The 18,785-nt window shown below is 73.1% G+C and carries 17 protein-coding genes and 1 pseudogene; 11 read left to right on the forward strand and 7 right to left on the reverse strand.

The features are described from left to right. The first annotated feature begins 98 nt into the window (after positions 1-98). The 6 genes from ACIGAQ_RS26260 to aspA all read left to right on the forward strand — a co-directional run bounded on the left by ACIGAQ_RS26260 (position 99) and on the right by aspA (position 6,296). Positions 99-356, forward strand: coding sequence for a winged helix-turn-helix domain-containing protein (locus ACIGAQ_RS26260; RefSeq protein ID WP_311679154.1), 258 nt, complete (start codon positions 99-101; stop codon positions 354-356). Between the two features lie 211 nt (positions 357-567). Beyond that, the gene (locus ACIGAQ_RS26265; RefSeq protein WP_399786757.1) at positions 568-1,404 is read left to right on the forward strand and encodes an undecaprenyl-diphosphate phosphatase; all 837 of its coding nucleotides are present in this window, start codon (positions 568-570) and stop codon (positions 1,402-1,404) included. A gap of 173 nt (positions 1,405-1,577) precedes the next feature. Continuing rightward, complete coding sequence (locus ACIGAQ_RS26270) at positions 1,578-2,279, forward strand: FadR/GntR family transcriptional regulator (protein WP_311679289.1); 702 nt, start codon at positions 1,578-1,580, stop codon at positions 2,277-2,279. Beyond that, on the forward strand, positions 2,276-3,718 hold the full coding sequence (locus ACIGAQ_RS26275) for an amino acid permease (protein WP_399786760.1): 1,443 nt from the start codon (positions 2,276-2,278) through the stop codon (positions 3,716-3,718). Before ACIGAQ_RS26270 ends, ACIGAQ_RS26275 begins: the two co-directional genes overlap by 4 nt. Positions 3,719-3,750: 32 nt before the next feature. Next, entirely contained in the window at positions 3,751-4,770 is a 1,020-nt protein-coding gene (locus ACIGAQ_RS26280; protein WP_399786763.1) for an asparaginase, read from the forward strand. 113 nt (positions 4,771-4,883) lie between these two features. Beyond that, a complete protein-coding gene (gene aspA / locus ACIGAQ_RS26285; protein WP_399786765.1) occupies positions 4,884-6,296 on the forward strand; it encodes an aspartate ammonia-lyase in 1,413 nt (470 codons plus the stop codon). Between the two features lie 62 nt (positions 6,297-6,358). Here aspA and ACIGAQ_RS26290 read toward each other — a convergent pair whose 3' ends face one another. Beyond that, positions 6,359-7,615, reverse strand: coding sequence for an MFS transporter (locus ACIGAQ_RS26290; protein WP_399787160.1), 1,257 nt, complete (start codon positions 7,613-7,615; stop codon positions 6,359-6,361). Positions 7,616-8,062: 447 nt separating this feature from the next. Between ACIGAQ_RS26290 and ACIGAQ_RS26295 the strand changes: the two genes are divergently transcribed. From ACIGAQ_RS26295 to ACIGAQ_RS26305, 3 genes are all read left to right on the forward strand, one after another. Continuing rightward, positions 8,063-8,995 carry a glutaminase gene (locus ACIGAQ_RS26295; protein WP_399786768.1) on the forward strand — a complete coding sequence of 311 codons (933 nt, stop codon included), beginning with the start codon at positions 8,063-8,065 and terminating at the stop codon, positions 8,993-8,995. Positions 8,996-9,199: 204 nt separating this feature from the next. Next, the gene (mptB, locus tag ACIGAQ_RS26300; protein ID WP_362281422.1) at positions 9,200-10,594 is read left to right on the forward strand and encodes a polyprenol phosphomannose-dependent alpha 1,6 mannosyltransferase MptB; all 1,395 of its coding nucleotides are present in this window, start codon (positions 9,200-9,202) and stop codon (positions 10,592-10,594) included. After that, positions 10,591-11,952, forward strand: coding sequence for a glycosyltransferase 87 family protein (locus ACIGAQ_RS26305; RefSeq protein WP_399786771.1), 1,362 nt, complete (start codon positions 10,591-10,593; stop codon positions 11,950-11,952). Before mptB ends, ACIGAQ_RS26305 begins: the two co-directional genes overlap by 4 nt. A gap of 83 nt (positions 11,953-12,035) precedes the next feature. On the opposite strand, the pseudogene ACIGAQ_RS26310 reads toward ACIGAQ_RS26305, so the two are convergent. From ACIGAQ_RS26310 to ACIGAQ_RS26325, 4 genes and pseudogenes are all read right to left on the reverse strand, one after another. Beyond that, positions 12,036-12,872: pseudogene (locus tag ACIGAQ_RS26310) on the reverse strand (D-alanyl-D-alanine carboxypeptidase family protein); the annotation flags it as partial. An 87-nt stretch (positions 12,873-12,959) separates the two neighbouring features. Further along, positions 12,960-14,141, reverse strand: coding sequence for a transcription termination factor Rho (gene rho, locus ACIGAQ_RS26315; protein WP_399786774.1), 1,182 nt, complete (start codon positions 14,139-14,141; stop codon positions 12,960-12,962). 215 nt (positions 14,142-14,356) lie between these two features. Then, positions 14,357-15,184: a class I SAM-dependent methyltransferase gene (locus ACIGAQ_RS26320; protein WP_311679136.1), complete on the reverse strand. Its 828-nt coding sequence runs from the start codon at positions 15,182-15,184 to the stop codon at positions 14,357-14,359. A 278-nt stretch (positions 15,185-15,462) separates the two neighbouring features. Next, positions 15,463-15,861 carry a nuclear transport factor 2 family protein gene (locus ACIGAQ_RS26325; RefSeq protein WP_399786777.1) on the reverse strand — a complete coding sequence of 133 codons (399 nt, stop codon included), beginning with the start codon at positions 15,859-15,861 and terminating at the stop codon, positions 15,463-15,465. A 69-nt stretch (positions 15,862-15,930) separates the two neighbouring features. On the opposite strand from ACIGAQ_RS26325, the gene ACIGAQ_RS26330 reads away from it, so the two are divergent. Then, positions 15,931-16,530 carry a PadR family transcriptional regulator gene (locus tag ACIGAQ_RS26330; RefSeq protein WP_399786780.1) on the forward strand — a complete coding sequence of 200 codons (600 nt, stop codon included), beginning with the start codon at positions 15,931-15,933 and terminating at the stop codon, positions 16,528-16,530. Here ACIGAQ_RS26330 and ACIGAQ_RS26335 read toward each other — a convergent pair. After that, positions 16,512-17,132, reverse strand: a complete 621-nt coding sequence (locus ACIGAQ_RS26335; RefSeq protein WP_399786782.1) for a dihydrofolate reductase family protein — start codon at positions 17,130-17,132, stop codon at positions 16,512-16,514. The two genes, ACIGAQ_RS26330 and ACIGAQ_RS26335, sit on opposite strands and share 19 nt — an antisense overlap. 79 nt (positions 17,133-17,211) lie before the next feature. Between ACIGAQ_RS26335 and ACIGAQ_RS26340 the strand changes: the two genes are divergently transcribed. Next, entirely contained in the window at positions 17,212-17,994 is a 783-nt protein-coding gene (locus tag ACIGAQ_RS26340; RefSeq protein ID WP_399786785.1) for a class I SAM-dependent methyltransferase, read from the forward strand. Here ACIGAQ_RS26340 and ACIGAQ_RS26345 read toward each other — a convergent pair. Continuing rightward, the gene (locus ACIGAQ_RS26345; RefSeq protein ID WP_311679287.1) at positions 17,960-18,781 is read right to left on the reverse strand and encodes an alpha/beta hydrolase; all 822 of its coding nucleotides are present in this window, start codon (positions 18,779-18,781) and stop codon (positions 17,960-17,962) included. The genes ACIGAQ_RS26340 and ACIGAQ_RS26345 overlap by 35 nt on opposite strands. Between the last annotated feature and the right edge of the window lie 4 nt (positions 18,782-18,785).

Below are 18,785 nucleotides of genomic sequence, written 5' to 3' on the forward strand. Positions count from 1 at the left end.
ATCGGTCAAGCCTGCCGAGTCCCGGACACGGCCGCATCGAGTGCGGGACAGTGGGAAGACGCGGTGCAGAGGACGACGCCGCGAGGCAGGGGCACGCCATGCTGAGGACTCCCACGGACGAGACGAGGCTGCACATCCTGGCCTGGCTGAGGGAACCCGGTCCCGCCGCGGGCGGGGTCACCGCGGACGCCGTCGCCGAGCGCTTCGCGCTGCCGCGCCCGGTCGCCGCCACCCACCTGCGGCTGCTGGAGGCCACCGGCATGCTGCGCAGCAGCCGGTCCGGCGGTCGCGTGTGCTACCACCGCGACGACATGCGGATCGCCGAGGTCGCCCGGATGTTCGAGAAAGGCTGGTAGGAGACCCGAGCTCCGGGACGGCTGACGGGTAAGGAGTGGGTGTGAACCCCTCGGGTGGTGACGCCCCGGCCGGCACCGCGCCGCGGCGGGAAGGGCCGGTGAAGAGGGCGTTCGCCGGGTGCGCGCGCACGCGCGGATGAGATCCGTTCTCGCCCGCGTGTAGTACGACTGGCTCCTCCGCTCCCCGCCCTCCCGAGCAGAACTGGATCCCATGAGCGTCATCTCCGTCGGTCAGGCCGTCGTCCTCGGAGCCGTCGAGGGGGTGACCGAGTTCCTGCCCGTCTCCTCCACCGGCCATCTGAAGATCGCCGAAGGGCTCATGGGCATCCCCGTGGACGACCGTGCCGTGGTCGGGTTCTCGGCCGTCGTCCAGGTCGGCGCGATCGCCGCGGTGCTCGTCTACTTCCTCCGGGACATCGTGCGGATCGTCTCGGCCTGGGGGCGCGGGCTGCGCCACCCCGAGGAGCGCCACCGGCACGACTACCGGTTCGCCTGGTGGGTCATCTGCGCCACCGTCCCGATCGTCGCCGTGGGACTCGCCGCCGCGCCGCTCATCGAGGGCCCGCTCGCCTCGCTGTGGGTGGTGGCCGGCTCGCTGATCGTGGGCAGTGGCGTGATGTGGGCGGCGGATCAGATGGGCCGGCACAAGCGCGGCGAGGACGACACCTCCTTCACGGACGCCATGCTGGTCGGCAGCTCGCAGATCCTCGCCCTGCTCTTCCCGGGCTTCTCCCGCTCCGGCGCCACCATGTCGACGGCCCTGATCCTCGACCTGGACCGCGTCGCCGCCACCCGGCTCTCCTTCTTCCTCGGCATCCCCGCGCTCACCGGTGCCGGCCTGTACGAGCTCAAGGACGCCCTGGGCACCGGGGTGGGCGCGGCGCCACTCGCCGCCGGCACGGTCGTCTCCTTCGTCGTGGCGTACGCCTCCATCGCGTGGCTGTTGAGGTTCGTCGCCAAGCACTCGTTCAACGCGTTCGTCATCTACCGGGTCGTGGTGGGTGTGCTGCTGTTCGGGCTGCTCGGGGCGGGAGTGCTGCACGGCTGAGTGTCTGGGGAGAGGCGGCGTCGTCCGTCTGCGGCGCCGTCGTGGCTCGTCGCGCGGTTCCCCGCGCCCCTCGGAGGCGCCCCTTGACAGCGTGAGCCGCCGGCCGGAGTATCTCTCCCGTGAACCTGTCAGACAGCCGGACAGCCGGACAGCCCGTGCGGCGCGTCAGTGCCATGGAAGCGGTACTGGCGTACCTGCGCGGAGCCATCGAACGGGGCGAGTACGCCATCGGCGACAAGCTCCCCTCCGAGGCGGAGCTCTGCCGCACCCTGGAGGTCTCCCGGCCCGTGCTGCGCGAGGCGTTGCGCGCGCTGCAGACCATGGGCCTGACGGTGTCCCGGACCGGCAAGGGCACCTTCGTCGTCGCCAGCACCGTCGAAGACCCCACCTTCGGCGACTACGCGGCCAGCGACCTGCTGGAGGTCCGCCGCCACGTGGAGATCCCGGTCGCCGGGTACGCGGCCCTGCGTCGCACCCCGGAGAACCTCGACCACCTGGCCCACCTGCTGGACCGGATGGAGCGGGAGACCGACACCACGGCCTGGGTCGCCATGGACACGCTGTTCCACCTCGCGGTGGCCGAAGCCGCCCAGAACCCGGTCTTCCGCCGGGTCATCGAGGAGATCCGGGACGCCCTGGCCCGTCAGTCGGCCTTCCTCAACGAGCTCGGCGGCCGCCGCGAGCAGTCCAACCGCGAGCACCGGGCGATCGTCGAGGCGCTGATCGACGGTTCCGAGAACGACGCGGTGGAGGCCATGGCCCACCACCTCGACCGCGTCGAGACGACCCTCACCGACATCGTGCGCTCCCCGCGCACGGACACCCCCACGGACACCGGCACGGAAAACCCCACGGAAGGCGGACCCGAGGCGTGAGCGAGCAGTCCCTGCACGACGGAGTGCAGAAACGTTCCGGCCATGTCGACGCCGGAGACGCGGGCTACAGCAAGTCCCTGAAGTCCCGGCACGTCAACATGATCGCCATCGGCGGCGCCATCGGCACCGGTCTCTTCCTCGGCGCGGGCGGACGCCTCGCCGACGCCGGGCCCTCCCTCTTCATCGCCTACGCGGTCTGCGGCCTCTTCGCCTTCCTCGTCGTCCGCGCCCTCGGCGAACTCGTGCTCTACCGGCCGTCCTCCGGCGCCTTCGTGTCGTACGCCCGTGAGTTCATGGGGGAGAAGGGCGCCTACACCGCCGGCTGGATGTACTTCCTGAACTGGGCGACCACCGGCATCGCCGACATCACCGCCGTGGCCACCTACACCCACTACTGGGGCATGTTCTCCGACGTCCCGCAGTGGGTGATCGCCCTGATCGCCCTGGCGGTCGTCCTCACCGTGAACCTGATCTCGGTGAAGATCTTCGGCGAGCTGGAGTTCTGGTTCGCGATCGTCAAGGTCGGCGCGCTCGTCGTCTTCATGTGCATCGGCATCTTCCTGCTGGTCACCCAGCACCCCGTCGACGGCCACAGCCCCGGCCCGTCCCTGATCGGCGACAACGGCGGCGTCTTCCCGCACGGCCTGCTGCCCATGCTGCTGATCATCCAGGGTGTCGTCTTCGCCTACGCCTCCGTGGAGCTGGTCGGCGTCGCGGCCGGCGAGACCGAGAATCCCGAGAAGATCATGCCCAAGGCGATCAACTCGATCATGTGGCGCGTCGGCCTGTTCTACGTCGGCTCGGTCGTCCTGCTGTCGATGCTGCTGCCCTGGAACAAGTACACGGCCGGGGAGAGCCCCTTCGTGACGGTGCTGTCCAACATCGGCGTCCCCGCCGCCGGCGGCGTGATGAACCTCGTCGTCCTCACCGCCGCGATGTCCTCGCTCAACTCCGGCCTCTACTCCACCGGCCGCATCCTGCGCTCCATGGCCATGGCCGGATCCGCGCCCCGCTTCACCTCCGTGATGAGCCGCAGCCAGGTCCCCTACGGCGGCATCCTGCTCACCAGCGGCATCTGCGTGCTGGGCGTCGGCCTCAACTTCGTCGTGCCCGCCGAGGCGTTCGAGATCGTGCTGAACTTCGCCGCGATCGGCATCCTCGCCACCTGGGGCATGATCATGGTCTGTCACCTCCTCTTCTGGCAGAAGACCCAGCAGGGCGAGCTGACCCGCCCGGCATACCGACTGCCGGGCTCCCCCTGGACCGAGATCGTGACGCTGGCGTTCCTCGCCTCCGTCCTGGTCCTCATGTACGCCGACGGCGGCGCGGGACGCACCACCGTGCTGTGCCTGCCGCTGATCGTCGCAGCCCTGGTCGCGGGATGGTTCGCCATCCGCGGCCGTATCGCGCGCACAACCACCACCGGAGCCGACGCGTGAACCACGCGCCCCTCCCAGAGAAGCAGGCAGTGATGCACAGCAGTTCCCTCGCGGCCGCACCCCTGGTCCGTGAACCCGTCCACGCCCCCGTCGCCCACCTCATACGCGGCGGAATCGTCGAAGGCACGCACTACGGCTCCGTCGTCGTCCTCGGCGCCGACGGGGAGGTCCAGCTCCAGATCGGAGACATCGAGGCCGCCTTCTACCCCCGCTCCGCGCTCAAGCCCGTCCAGGCCGTGGCCATGGCCCGGGCCGGACTCCCGCTCCACGGCGAGCTGCTGTCGCTGGCCGCGGCCAGCCACTCCGGCGAGGAACGCCACCTCGCCGGCGCCCGGCGCATCCTCGAACTCGCCGGCCTCACCGAGGAGCACCTGCGCAACGTCCCCGACATGCCGTTCGACCCGGCCGTCCGGGACGCCTGGGTCCGCGAGGGCCGGGCGCCCTCCCGGCTCGCCCAGAACTGCTCCGGCAAGCACGCGGCCATGCTCTACACCTGCGCCCTCAACGGCTGGCCGCTGGAGGACTACCTCGACCCGGACCACCCGCTCCAGCAGGCCATCGCCGAGATCGTCGAGGACCTCACGGGGCAGCGGATCGCCCGGGTCACCGTCGACGGCTGCGGCGCGCCCCTGTTCGCCGTCTCCCTGCACGGCCTGGCCCGGGCGACCGCCCGGATCGTCTCGGCCGCGCCGGGCACTCCCGAGGCCCGGGTGGCCGACGCCATGCGCGAGCACCCGGAGATGGCCTCCGGCTCCGGCCGGGACGTGGCCGCGCTGATGCGGGCCGTGCCGGGGCTGCTGTCCAAGGACGGATTCGAGGGCGTGCAGGTCGCCGCGCAGGCCGACGGGCGGGCCGTCGCGGTGAAGATCGCGGACGGTGCGAACCGGGCGCGTGTGCCGGTGACCGCCGCCGCGCTGGCCCGGGCGGGTGTCGATCCGGAGCTGCTCACCCGGTTCCAGGGCGAGCCGCTGCTGGGCGGTGGCCGGGAGGTCGGGCGGGTGCGGCCCGTGCGGGCGCTGGAGCCGCTTGCCGGGGCCACCGCCCGTACTTGAGCGCGTGCCGGATCTCGCCGTCCGGCGGCTGCGGACTCTCCGTGGTCGCTCGCGCAGTTCCCCGCGCCCCTGACGGGGCGCTCTCCCCTCTCAGTTCCAGAAAAGGCCCCCTGATGACCACCGCCACCCGCTCCGAGCACGACCTGCTCGGTGACCGTGACGTTCCCGCCGACGCCTACTGGGGTGTGCACACCCTGCGGGCCACGGAGAACTTCCCCATCACCGGGACGCCGATCTCCGCCTACCCGCACCTCGTCGACGCCCTGGCCGCCGTGAAGGAGGCCGCGGCCCTCGCCAACGAGGAACTCGGGCTGCTCGCGCCGAAGAAGGCCGCCGCGATCGTCGCGGCCTGCCGGGAGATCCGCGCGGGCAAGCTGCACGACCAGTTCGTGGTCGACGTCGTCCAGGGCGGCGCCGGCACCTCCACCAACATGAACGCCAACGAGGTCGTGGCCAACCGGGCGCTGGAACTGCTGGGCCACGCCAAGGGCGAGTACCGGTACCTGCATCCGAACGAGGACGTCAACCTCGGCCAGTCCACCAACGACGTCTATCCCACCGCGGTCAAGATCGCGACGGTGTTCGCGGTGCGCGGGCTGCTCGACGCGATGTCCGTGCTGCAGGACGCGTTCGCCCACAAGGCCGTCGAGTTCCGTGACGTGCTCAAGATGGGCCGCACCCAGCTGCAGGACGCGGTGCCGATGACGCTCGGCCAGGAGTTCTCCGCGTACGCCGTCATGCTGGACGAGGACCGCTCCCGGCTCGCCGAGGCCGTCGAACTCATCCATGAGATCAACCTCGGCGCGACGGCCATCGGCACCGGCCTCAACGCCCCCGCCGGATACGCCGAGTCGGCCCGCCGCCACCTCGCGGACCTCACCGGCCTGCCCCTGGTGACCGCGGCCAACCTGGTCGAGGCGACCCAGGACTGCGGCGCGTTCGTGCAGATGTCCGGTGTGCTCAAGCGCATCGCCGTCAAGCTCTCCAAGAGCTGCAACGACCTGCGGCTGCTGTCGTCGGGGCCGCGTGCGGGCCTCGGTGAGATCAACCTGCCGCCGGTGCAGGCCGGTTCGTCGATCATGCCGGGCAAGGTCAACCCGGTGATCCCCGAGGTCGTCAACCAGGTCGCCTTCGAGGTGATCGGCAACGACGTCACCATCACCATGGCCGCGGAGGCCGGACAGCTCCAGCTCAACGCGTTCGAGCCGATCATTCTGCACTCCCTGTCGGAGTCGATCACACACCTGCGCGCCGCCTGCCTGACGCTCGCCGAGCGCTGCGTGTGGGGCATCACCGCCAACACCGAGGCCCTGCGCGCCACGGTCGAGAACTCCATCGGCCTGGTCACCGCCCTCAACCCGCACATCGGCTACACCGCCGCGACCGACATCGCCAAGGAGGCACTGGCGACGGGCCGGGGCGTGGCCGAACTCGTGCTGGAGAAGGGACTGCTCCCCGCCGAGACCCTGGCGGCCCTGCTGCGCCCCGAGGTCCTGGCGGGCAGCGGTGGGCAGGCCGCGGTCTGAGCCGACCGCCGCGGCCGGCGGGGCTCATGCCGCCGGCCGCCTCACGGCCACCCACGCACCCTTCAGGCGGAGTCACCCCTCGCGTGTGCGTCCCGTGGCGCCGGCAGCGTCCGCCCCAGGCGGGCGAGCGGGGAGAGCGCCATCAGCGCCGGGGACAGCAGCATCCCGGCGGCCGTCACCAGGAGGCCGGTGCGCAGCCCCCACCGCTCGGCGAGCAGGCCGCCCAGCAGGGAGCCGAGCGGCGCCGTGCCCATGCCGGCGCAGGTGATCGTCGCCGCCACCCGGCCCTGCAACCCGTCGGGGGTGACGGCCTGCCGCACGGACATGGTGGTGACGTTGACCAGCTGACCGCAGGCGCCGAACAGGAAGTTGACCGCCACGAGCGCGGGAACGGTCACGGCGGCGGGGCCGTGCAGCCCGGGCAGGCACAGCATCACGCCGTCGCCGAGTGCCGCCGCCGACACGAGCACCACGCCGTGACCGCACCGGCGCGGCAGCCGGGCGGCGAGCAGCGAGCCCAGGAGCGCGCCCGGCCCCGTCGCGGCGAGCGCCAGTCCCACGGCGGTGCCCGACAGGTGCAGCTCCCGCGGCAGGAAGAGCAGATAGACGGTCATCGTGGCCGCGAAGGAGAACTGGAAGGCGGCCGAGGCGAGACCCACCGCCCGCAGGGACCGGTCGCGGACGACGAAGCGCACGCCCGCCATGATCCGCCGCCGCATCCGCGGCGGACGCCCCGCCCGCCCGGGGACCGGTTCGCCGCGGCGGATCCGCCGGATCGACAGGAACGACAGCACGAAGAACAGCGCGCCCGACGCGGCGGCGACCGGCGCCGACAGCAGGGACACCAGCGCCCCGCCCAGGGCCGGGCCGCCGATCTGGGCCACGGACCGGCTGCCCTCCAGCGCGCTGTTGCCCCGCAGCAGCTGATCGCGTCTCACCAGCCGTACCAGCGACGTCTGGTACGCCACGTCGAAGAACACGGACAGGGTCCCGACGGCGAAGGCGACCATGAGCAGGGCGGCCAGTCCGGGACCGCCGAGGAGGCCGGCCAGGGCGACCGCACCCAGCGCCACGGCCCGGCCGGCGTCCGCCACCACCATCACCGTGCGGGTCCGCCACCGGTCCACCCACGCGCCGACGAACAGCGAGAGCAACAGGACCGGCGCCTGCCCCACCGCGCGCAGGACGCCCAGCCGCCCCGCGTCGACGTGGAGGGTCAGGACGGCGATCAGCGGCAGCACCACCAGACACGCGTGCTCGCCCAGCTGGGAGACGGTCTGACCGGTCCAGAGCCTGCGGAAGTCGGCGTCCCGCCACAGGCCGGACGAGACATCGGGGACGGCGGGAGCAGTGGATCCCGCGGATACAGCGGAAGCATCGGAGCCAGTGGAGCCAGTGGAGCCAGTGGAGCCGGGGGAGCCGGCGGGGGAATCGGACGGCACAGGAACCCCTTGGGTTGCCGAGGACGAGCCCGCCGTCCGGGGCACGACAGGACGCACCGACGGATGGGGCGGGGAATGACTCGCTGTGCCACGGACCAAGGGCGGCACGCGATGACGGGCCGGGACGGCCCACGACGTCAACGCGCGCCCGGACGACCGACCATGCTCAGCTCCTCCGGGATCTCTCGCTGACCGCACGGTAGCCCCGGCGCTCCGGCGCGACAACGGATTAAGGACGTGCGCGCGGATCACGGACGTGCGCGCGGATCACGGACGTGCGCGCGGGTCAGGGACGCGTGCGCGGGTGGGCGGTGCGGAGGGACAATGACGATCGTGACGCCGTCGACCACCTTCCAGCCGGTCCTGGAGCGCATCGCCGAGGAGATCGAGCGGACCCCGGGCCGCGGCCGGGCCGCCGACTACATCCCCGCGCTCGCGGCCTGCGACCCGCGCAGTTTCGGCATGGCCGTCGCCGAACTCGACGGCACCGTCCACGGGGTCGGGGACTGGCGGCAGCCGTTCTCCGCCCAGTCCATCACCAAGGTCTTCACCCTCGCCCTGGACCTCGCCCGGGAGGGCGACGCCCTGTGGGAACACGTGGGCCGTGAGCCCTCCGGCAACCCGTTCAACTCCCTGGTCCAGCTGGAGTACGAGAACGGCATCCCGCGCAACCCGTTCATCAACGCCGGCGCCCTCGTCGTCACCGACCGGCTGCACACCCGTACCGGCGACGCCTCGGGCGAACTGCTGGGCTTCCTGCGCGCCGAGAGCGGCAACCCGGAACTGACCTTCGACAAGGAGGTCGCCGCCTCCGAGTCCGCCCACGGCGACCGCAACGCCGCGCTCGGCCACTTCATGGCCTCGTACGGCAACATCGACAACCCGGTGCCGGTCCTGCTCGAACAGTACTTCCGCCAGTGCTCCGTCACGGCGTCCTGCGCCGACCTCGCCCTCGCCACGACTTTCCTGGCCCGGCACGGCATCCGCGCCGACGGCACCCGGCTGCTCACCCGCAGCCAGGCCAAGCAGGTCAACGCGATCATGCTGACCTGCGGCACGTACGACGCGGCCGGAGACTTCGCGTACCGCGTGGGTCTGCCCGGCAAGAGCGGCGTGGGCGGCGGCATCATCGCGGTCGTCCCGGGCCGCTGCACCCTGTGCGTGTGGAGCCCGGGCCTGGACGAGCGGGGCAACTCGGTGGCGGGAGTGGCCGCCCTGGACAGATTCACGACGCTCACGGGCCTGTCGGTGTTCTGAACCCCGGTGAACGGCGGGGGAAACGGCGACCAGCCACGACGCGCCCGCGCCGGGCGAGGCACCGCACTCGACGGACGGGACGCGGACCTCCGACCGCGCCCGCCCCACCCCTGATCACCGGCCGGTCACACATCCGCTGCCCACCGGAGGGCACCGCGTCGCCCGCGCGCCACTCCGCGTTGCCACGCTGCCCCAGTGTTGGCCATAGCTTTCCCCGTCGATCTCCGCCGCTGCCAGATTCTCGGTCTGGCGGGTACCGCCTGCCTCGCCCTGGGCGGTGAGACGGCCGGGGCCCTGCCCGTGCGGGACCTCCTCCACCCGGCCTCCGCGCGTGCCGCTCTCGGGCTGGTCGGCGCGTACTTCGGCGTCGTGCTGCTGATCGCGGCCTGGGCGCTGCTGGGCCGCCTGGTCCGGGGCCCCAGACCACCCGCCCCGCGCGCCCTGCTGATCGTCCTCGCCACCTGGGCGGCGCCGCTGCTGCTGGCGCCGCCGCTGTTCAGCCGGGACGTCTACAGCTACCTCGCCCAGGGAGCCATGGTCGAAGCGCACATGGACGTGTACGCGCACGGGCCGTCCCGGCTCGGCGGCCCGCTCGCCGACGAGGTGGCTCCGCTCTGGCGGCACACGGGCGCCCCCTACGGCCCGGTCTTCCTCGCCGTGGCCGCCGCGCTGGCCGGTGTGACCCGTGGCGAACTGCCCGCCGGGCTCCTCGGGATGCGGCTGGTCGCGCTGGCCGGCGTGGCTCTGATGGCGGCCGCGCTGCCCCGTCTCGCCCGGCACAGCGGCGCCGACGCGTCGGCCGCGCTGTGGCTGGGCGCCCTCAACCCGCTCGTCCTGCTGCACCTGGTCGCCGGCGCCCACAACGACGCCGTCATGCTGGGCCTGCTGGGCGTGGGGCTGGTCGCCGCGCTCGGCCGGTGGCCGGTGCTCGGCGCCGTCCTCGTGACGCTGGCCGCGCTGGTCAAGGCGCCCGCCGTGCTCGGCCTGGCCGCCGTCGCCGTCCTGCAGATCCGCGCCGGACGCAGACCCGTGCGGGCCCTGGCGTCCACCGCCGTCGCCGCGGCCGTGACGACCGTCGCCGCCACGGCCGTCGCCGGCACCGGCTACGGCTGGATCGGTGCCCTCAACACCCCCGTGTCGCCGCAGAACTGGGCTGTGACCACCCTCCTCGGCCGTGCCACCCGCACACTCCTGGAACACCTGGACAGTGATCTCGCGCCCCTGGCGCTCCCCGCATGGCACGCCCTGGGCATCGTGGCCGCCGTCGTCGCGATCGCGGTGATCTGGCTCCGGCTGCGCCCGCGGCCGGTGTACGCGCTGGGCCTGAGCCTCGCCACCGTGGCCGCGCTCGGCCCGGCGATCCGGCCCTGGTACGCCCTGTGGGGCCTGTTCCTCATCGCCGCCGCCGCGCCCAGCGGCTCGGTGCGGCACCGCATGGCCGCCGTGACCGGGGTGCTCGCCCTGGGCGTCCTGCCCAGCGGCGGACCGGCGGACACCGGGCAGCTGCTGCTGGCCGTCTCCGGCGGGGCGCTCGCGGTCGTCGTGCTGTGGCAGGCCCGTCAGGCCCGGCTCGCCCCGGCGCTGGGACGCGCCGCGTGACCCCGCCTCTGCCGCGCACCGACCGCGGCCGGCTGCTGCTGGTGTGCGGCCTGGCCCTGGCGGTCACCGTCTTCACGGCGACCGTGCCCCTGCTGCGCGACTGGTTCGACCTGCGCGTCTACCACGGCAGCATCGCCACCTGGGTGCACCGCGGCGGCCGGATCTACGACTACCGGGTGCCGGGCACGACGTACGGCTTCACCTACCCGCCGTTCGCAGCGGTCGCCATGCTGCCCATGTCCCTGCTGGACCTGCGCACCGCGATCGTCGCCGCCCTGCTGCTCAACCTGGCCGCCCTCGCCCTGGTCCTGCGCCTGCTGGCGGGCCCGTCGTGGCGGCGGCTCGGCTGGTTCGGCTGGGCCCTGCTCGCGTGCCTGCTCGCGCTGTTCGAACCGCTGCGCGACACCTTCAGCTTCGGGCAGGTGAACGTCCTGCTGCTGGCCCTCGTCCTCGCCGACGCGGCGCTGCTGGCGAGCGGACGCGGCCGGCTCGCGGGCGTCGGCATCGGGCTCGCCGCGGCGGTCAAGCTCACCCCGGCGCTGTTCATCGGACTGCTGCTGGTGGCCCGGCGGTGGCGTGCCGCCGCGGTCGCCACGGCCGTCGCCCTCGCCGCCACGGCCCTGGCCGCCCTGGTCGACCCGGACGCCTCGCGCTTCTACTGGACCACCGCGCTGTGGGACACCGACCGGGTGGGCCGGCTCGCCTACGTCTCGAACCAGTCCGTGCAGGGCGTCCTGGCCCGGCTCGGCGAACCGGACCGGGCGGTGTGGGCGGCAGCGGTGCTGGTGGTCCTCGGCGTGTGGGCCGTGCGGGCGTGCCGTGCCGTGGCGGCGGGCGACTGGCCGGCCGCGTTCGCCCTGACCGGCCTCGCCGCCTGCCTCGTCAGCCCCGTCACCTGGGTGCACCACCTGGTCTGGCTGCTGCCGTCCTTCGCCGTACTGGTCCGGGCCGGACACGTCCGCGTGGCGGGCGCCCTGTACGCCGTGCTGTGCACCAGCGTCGTCTGGCTGTGGTTCGACGACGCGTCCGGCGTCGACGGGTTCCTCGGCGGCAACCTGTACACGTGGATCACCCTCGGCCTGCTGCTGTGGCTGCCGGCCGGTCAGCTCCGTCCCGGCCTGCGCACCGGGAGGCGCAGCACCAGCACCACGACCGAGGCGCCCACGCCGGCCGCTCCGGCGATCAGCCCCGCTTCCGTCCAGACGGACCCCGGCTCCCTCGGCACGGTCGCCGCGGCCGCGGGCACGGCCGTCACCTCCGTGCGCGCGGCCGGGCGCGGTACCGCGAGCGAGCCCACCGGTTCGACCCGCGCGGCCGACCCGAACCCCCAGTCGAGCAGCGACCGCGCCTCCTCGTAGACGGCAGAGCCACCGCCCTCCTGAGGGTTCATCACCGTCACGACGAGGGTGCGGCCGTCCCGCCGCGCCGCCGCGACGAGCGTGCTGCCGGCCTTGCTGGTGTAGCCGTTCTTGATGCCGATCAGCCCCCGGTACGGCTTCACCCCGCGGGCGCCGCTCAGCAGCCGGTTGGTGTTGCGGATCGGGTACGACCAGCGGCCGCCGCCGGGGAACCTCGCCTCGACCGTGGCGCAGTACCGCGCGAAGTCCGGGTTGCGCAGCCCCGCAGCCCCGAACACGGCCAGGTCGAACGCCGAGGACACCTGGCCCGGGGCGTCGTAGCCGTCCGGCGACACCACGCGCGTGTCGAAGGCCCCGAGGGAACGGGCCTTGACCTGCATGCGCTCGGCGGTGACCCGCCAGCCGCCGTTGAGTTCCGCCAGGACGCGCACGGCGTCGTTGCCGGAGTTGAGGAAGACACCGCGCCACAGGTCGGCGACCCGGTACGTCCGCCCCTCGGCGACCCCGACCAGGCTGCTGCCCGCGCCGATGCCCCGCAGCTCCTCCGCGCGGACCGTGTGCCGGATGCCCGCCGGCAGGGACGGCAGCACCGTGAGGGCGAACAGCGTCTTCAGGGTGCTGGCCGGCGGAAGCCTGCGGTGCGCGTTGCGGGCGGCGAGCACCTCGCCGGTGCGGGCGTCGGCCACCACCCAGGACAGTGCGGAGACCTTGGGCAGCCGGGGCGTACCGGCGCGCGGGCGCACGTGCAGGCCGGGCCGGTGCAGCAGCGAGGGGTGCGGGGCCGCCGCCCGCGGCGCGGCCGGCGCGGTGGGCTCCGCACCGCCGGGTTCGGCCGCGGCGGCGGGCATCACGACGAGGAGCCCCGCCGCACAGAGCGCCCCGGCCGACACGGCCACCCGGGAAGAGAATCCGATGATCATACGATCAACGTAGAAACGGTCGGCCCGCGCACGGCGACGACGGGGCCGAAGACACCACGCGAGCACCCGGATGCCGCACGCGCCGTGTCAGCTCGCAGGCAGTGTCGGCTGGACCCGGCGCAGGAACGTCGCGTTGTCCGGTGTGTCGCGCAGGCGTTCCAGGAGGGTCTCCAGGGCGCCCTGGCCGTCGCGGTGGTGCAGGACCCGGCGCAGGCCGTGCAGCGTCGTCAACTCGGCGGGAGGAAGCAGGAGTTCCTCGCGTCGGGTGCCTGAGGGGGTGATGTCGACGGCCGGGAAGACCCGGCGGGAGGCCGGCTCGCGGCTCAGACGGAGTTCCATGTTGCCGGTGCTCTTCAGCTCTTCGAAGTAGTAGTCGTCGGCCCGGGAGCCGGTCTCCACCAGGGCGGTCGCGAGGATGGTGAGCGAGCCGCCCTCCTCGGCCGCGCGGGCGGCGCCGAAGAACCGCTTGGGCCCGGTCAGCGCCGAGGCGTCGACGCCGCCGGTGAGGGTGCGGCCACCGGATGCGGCGGCGTTGTTGTGCGCCCGGCAGAGCCGGGTCAGCGAGTCGAGGAGGAGGACGACGTCCTCACCGGCCTCGACGCGCCGCTTGGCCCGCTCGACGACGAGTTCGGCGAGCGCGATGTGTTGCCGGGCGCTCCGGTCGAAGGTGGAGGCGTACACCTCGCCGCGCACGGAGCGCCGCATGTCGGTGACCTCCTCGGGCCGCTCGTCGAGCAGCAGCACCATCAGCCGGCACTCGGGATGGTTGCCGGCCACGGCCGCAGCGAGCTGCTGGAGGAGGACGGTCTTGCCGGTCTTGGGCGGGGCCACGAGGAGCCCGCGCTGGCCTTTGCCGACGGGTGCGATCAGGTCGACGACGCGTCCGGCCGTTCCGGCCGCCGGGTGTTCGAGGCGCAGCCGCTCGTGCGGGTGCAGCGGTGTCAGGTCCCGGAAGTGGCGCCGCCCCGGCAGCGTGTCGGGGCCGGCGCCGTCGACCCGTTCGACCTCGGTGAGGCCGCCCCGCTCGCCGCGTACGCCTTCGACGAGGTCGCCCTTGCGCAGGCCGTGGCGGCGGATCAGCGCGGGGGAGACGGCGACGTCGGCGGGCGTCGGCAGGAGGTCGGCGCCGCGCAGGTGCCCCTTCCCGTTCGCGTCGATGTCGAGGACGCCGACGGCGGTCCGGGGGGTGGCCCGCCGCTGTTCGGGCGGGGTTTTGAGTGTGGTTGTCATGGGGGTGTGTCCTTTCGGGGACGGGACGGCATGAGACATGCGAAGGGGAGGGAGAGAGCCGCGAGGGGAGGGCCTTGAGGCACGCCTCCGTGCGGCGGGAACGGCACCTCGAACACGACGGAACACGTCGTGGTGCCGGAGAACGAAGAGGTGTTGCGAGAGAGAACTGGCACCGGCGCCCACAAGAGGGGGCAAGCACACGTGCTGTTGCGTACGCTACCACGCCGGGTGGCGCGAGGAGAACGGAATACGTCTCAGCGCGTGGCCAGCAGCCCGTACAGCAGGGGGATCCGCGGCTCGGGGAGCCGCCACCAGCCGGACTCCGTGCGGACCATCCGCGACCAGCGCGGCCAGGGGAGTTCGTCGCCTTCGCGCAGGCGGCGCACGGTGAGTCCCGCATGCGTCAACGCGTTGACGACCTCGCCCATTCCGTGCATCCACTCGTAACTGTCCGTGGCGCCCTCGACGGCCGGACCGTCCGTGTACGTGTGGGTCGCGTCGCGGTGCACGGGACCGCCGCCGCCCAGGTAGTCGTGGCGCAGCAACAGCTCGTCGCCTTCGCCCGGGGCCGGTTTGGGCCCGAGGGAGTTGAGCAGCGGGTGGAACTCGACGACGTACAGGGCGCCGCCCGGGTGCAGGAGCCGGCCCACGGTCCGTGCCCAACGGTCCAGGTCCGGCAGGTAGCACAGGGCGCCCTTGCCGGTGTACACGACGTCGAACCGCCGTCCGTCCAGGGCCTCGACGGCGTCGTAGACGTTGGCCCTGACGTATGTCACGTCCGCCCCGGCCCTCTCCGCGATGCCGGTCGCGGCGGCCACGGACGCCGCGGAGAAGTCGAGCCCCACGGCCCGTGCCCCTCGCCGGGCGAAGGCGATCGTCTCCGTGCCGAGATGGCACTGCAGATGGAGCACGTCACGGCCGGCCAGGTCGCCGAGGTCCTCCCACTCGAACGGGGCGAACCAGCGCTCGGGGTCGAGGTCCTGGTCGAGGCCGTAGAACCGGCTGGCGAGGTGGACGGGCGTGCGGGCGTCCCAGTTGGCCTGGTTGGCCCGCATCAGCCGGTCGTGCTCGGCGGACGTCATGGGGACATCCAACCGCGAACGGGCCGCCGGCGGCAGGGGAACGCGGAAACGACCCGCGTGGTGTCCCGCGTGCCGCCGCCGTACGCGCGGGGAACGCCCCCGCGTGGTGCCCCGCGGCTCCGCCATGCGCGCGGGGAACGCCCCCGCGTGGTGCCCCACGCGCCCGGCCGGACGCGCGTAAACGGCCACGGCGCGCGCCGCCGCATGCCGGGAGCGACCACCGCGTGGTGTCCCGCGCCCGTCCCCGGGCGCGGGAGACAGGCCTCGTGGGCCCGCCGTCACACCGCCCGGACCCTGGCCTCCTCCGCGATCCGCTCGAACTGCGCGCCCATGGCCGCCGCCAGCGCCTGCGCGGCCGACAGGGGACGCACCATGACCGTGAACTCGTCGATGAGCCCGTCGTCGTCGACGTGGATGAAGTCGCAGCCGTTGATCTCCCGGTCGCCCACCCGCGCGGTGAAGACCAGCGCGTGGTCCCGCCCGCCCGCGTCGTTGATCTCGCGCACGTAGCGGAAGTCCTCGAAGACACCGGAGACGGCGCGCAGGATGGCTCCCGTGATCGCCTTGCCGGTGTACGGCTTGAACACCACCGGGCTGGTGAAGACGACGTCCGGAGCCAGCAGCGCCTCGGCGGCGTCCAGGTCGAGCGCCTCGACCGCCTCACGGAATGCACGCATCAGGACCGCCTTAGTCAATTAGTTGAGTAGGTGCGGAGTAGATTAGTCAACCGTTGATACGGTGTCCACATGTCTCTCAAGTACGCCGTCCTGGCCGCTCTCCTGGAGGGCGAGGCGTCGGGCTACGAGCTGTCGAAACTGTTCGACGTGTCGCTCGCCAACTTCTGGGCGGCGACCCCGCAGCAGCTCTACCGGGAGCTGGAGCGCCTCGCGGGGGAGGGCCTGATCGAGGCGCGCGTCGTACGACAGGAGCGGCGGCCCGACAAGCGCATGTTCACGCTGACCGAGGCGGGCCGCCGGGACCTGGACACGTTCGCCGCGACACCGCCCCGGCGGCCCACCGCCATCCGCGACGAACTGCTCATCAAGATCCAGGCGATGGACGGCGCCGATCCCGGGGCGACCCGGGCGCTGGTCGAGGAGCGCGCGGCCTGGGCGCAGGGCAAACTGGCCCGCTATCTGCGCGTCCGCGACCGCCTCCTGGCCGGCCGCGGCGAGGAGGAGTACCTGCGCGAGGCCGACCGCGTCGGCCCGTACCTCACCCTGCTGGCGGGCATCGCCCTGGAGGAGCAGAACCTGCGCTGGTGCGCGCGCGTGCGCGAGGTGCTGGACCGGCGTGCTCCCCGGGCCGAACGGCAGCGCCCTTCGGCTCAGGACAGCACGCGATAGGTCACGTGCGTGACCTGGGCCGCGGCGCGGGAGCGCACCTGTTCGAGGTCCAGCGGCGGGACGCCGTCGAACAGCCGCGTGCCGGCGCCGAGGGTGTACGGCACGAGATGCAGCCGCAGCTCGTCGACCAGGCCGGCGGCGAGGTACTGGTTGACCGTGGTCGCCCCGCCGAGCACACAGACCTCGCCGTCTCCGGCCGCCTCGCGGGCCCGGGCCAGCGCCGCCGCGATGCCGTCGGTGACGAAGTGGAACGTGGTGCCGCCGTCCATCGGCTGCGGTGCGCGCGCGTGGTGCGTGAGCACGAAGACCGGCGCGTGGAACGGCGGGTTCTGCCCCCACCAGCCGTTCCAGGGCCGGTCCCAGGCGCCGCGCACCGGGCCGAACATGTTGCGGCCCATGAGGAACGCCGCGGCGCTGTTCAGCCGGTCGATCTCGGTCCGGTTCTCCTCGGGCGTGTCGAACATCCAGGCGTGCAGCCTGCTGCCCGTGCCGTCCCCGCCGTCGTCGCCGAAGGGGCGTTCCTCGCTCTGGTGCGGCCCGGCCGCGTACCCGTCCGCCGAGATGGTGAGGTCGCAGCTCACCCGGCCCGTGCGTGCGGTCATCTCCCTCTCCTTCCGTGACCGCCCAGGTCTGTCCGCGCAGTGCCGCAGCACGACGCGGGGCAGCCCGTAGGCTGAGCCGATGTTCAGCCCCGAAGGTCCCAATGTGCGCGAGCTCGCCGTCCAGGCCCTGTCGTCCGTCGAACGCGGCTACGACCTCCTCGCGCCGAAGTTCGACCACACCCCCTTCCGGACCCCGGACCCGGTGCTGGCGGCCGTCGAGTCGGCGCTGCGGCCGATGGGACCCTTCGGCACGGGGCTCGACCTGTGCTGCGGCACCGGGGCGGGCACCGGCGTGCTGTCGCGCCTGTGCCGGGAGCACGTCACCGGGACCGACTTCAGCGCGGGCATGCTCGATGTCGCGCGGGAGCGGGTCCGGCCCGACGGGCCGCCGGTCTCCTGGGTCCGGGCCGACGCCCGCGCCCTGCCGTTCGCGCCCGCCTTCGACCTGGTGGTGAGCTTCGGGGCCTTCGGCCACTTCCTGCCCCGCGAACTGCCCGGGCTGTTCGCGCAGGTCCGCTCCGTGCTCCGGCCGGGCGGCCGGTTCGCGTTCCCGCTGGTCGCCCCGCCCCGGCCGGGCACGCGCGGCTACTGGGCACTGCTCGGCTTCGACACGGTGATGCGGGTGCGCAACGCGCTGTGGCGGCCGCCGTTCGTCATGTACTACCGCGCGTTCCGGCTCGGCGACGTACGGCGCGAACTCGACCGGGCCGGCTTCCGGGTGCAGCTGTACGCCCTGCCGGAGTTCGGGCGGCGACACGACGGCAGCCCGCGCGTGCGTCTCGTCGTGGCCCGAACCCCGGACGGGCCGGCGGCGCCGGACGGGCCGGTCAGCCGCGGACGAAGGCGAGCAGGTCCTCGTTGAACGCCTTCTCGAAGTCGCCCACCAGGCCGTGCGGGGCGCCCTCGTAGACCTTCAGCGTCGCGTCCTTCACGAGCTGCGCGGTCCGCTTCGCCGAGGCGGCGATCGGCACGATCTGGTCGTCGTCCCCGTGCGCCACCAGCGTCGGTACGTCGATCCGGGCGAGATCCTCGGTGAAGTCGGTCTCCGAGAACTGCGCGACGCAGTCGTAGGCGCCCTTCAGGCCGACCTGCATGCTCCACATCCAGAACGCCCGCCGCACGCCCTCCGACACCGCGGCGCCGGGCCGGTTGAAGCCGTAGAAGCTCTCGCTCAGCTCCCAGTAGAACTGCGAGCGGTCCGCCTCCACGGCAGCACGGATCCCGTCGAAGGCCTCCTTGGGCGTGCCCTCGGGGTTGTCGTCGGTGCGCAGCATCAGCGGCGGCACCGCGCCCAGCAGCACGGCCTTGGCGACCCGGGCGGTGCCGTGCCGCCCGATGTAGCGGGCCACCTCGCCGCCGCCGGTCGAGTGACCCACCAGCACCGCGTCGTCGAGGTTCAGCGACTCGATCAGCTCGGCCAAGTCGTCGGCGTACCGGTCCATGTGGTTGCCCTGCCACGGCTGGCCGGAGCGGCCGTGGCCGCGGCGGTCGTGGGCGATCGCGCGGAAACCGTGCTCGGCGACCAGACGCGCCTGCCGGTCCCAGGCGTCCGCGTTGAGCGGCCAGCCGTGGCTGAACACCACGGGCCTGCCCTCACCCCAGTCCTTGTAGTAGATCTCGGTTCCGTCGGACGTGGTGAACCTGCTCATGGGG

Source organism: Streptomyces sp. NPDC085932 (assembly GCF_044540525.1).
GTDB lineage: Bacteria > Actinomycetota > Actinomycetes > Streptomycetales > Streptomycetaceae > Streptomyces > Streptomyces levis.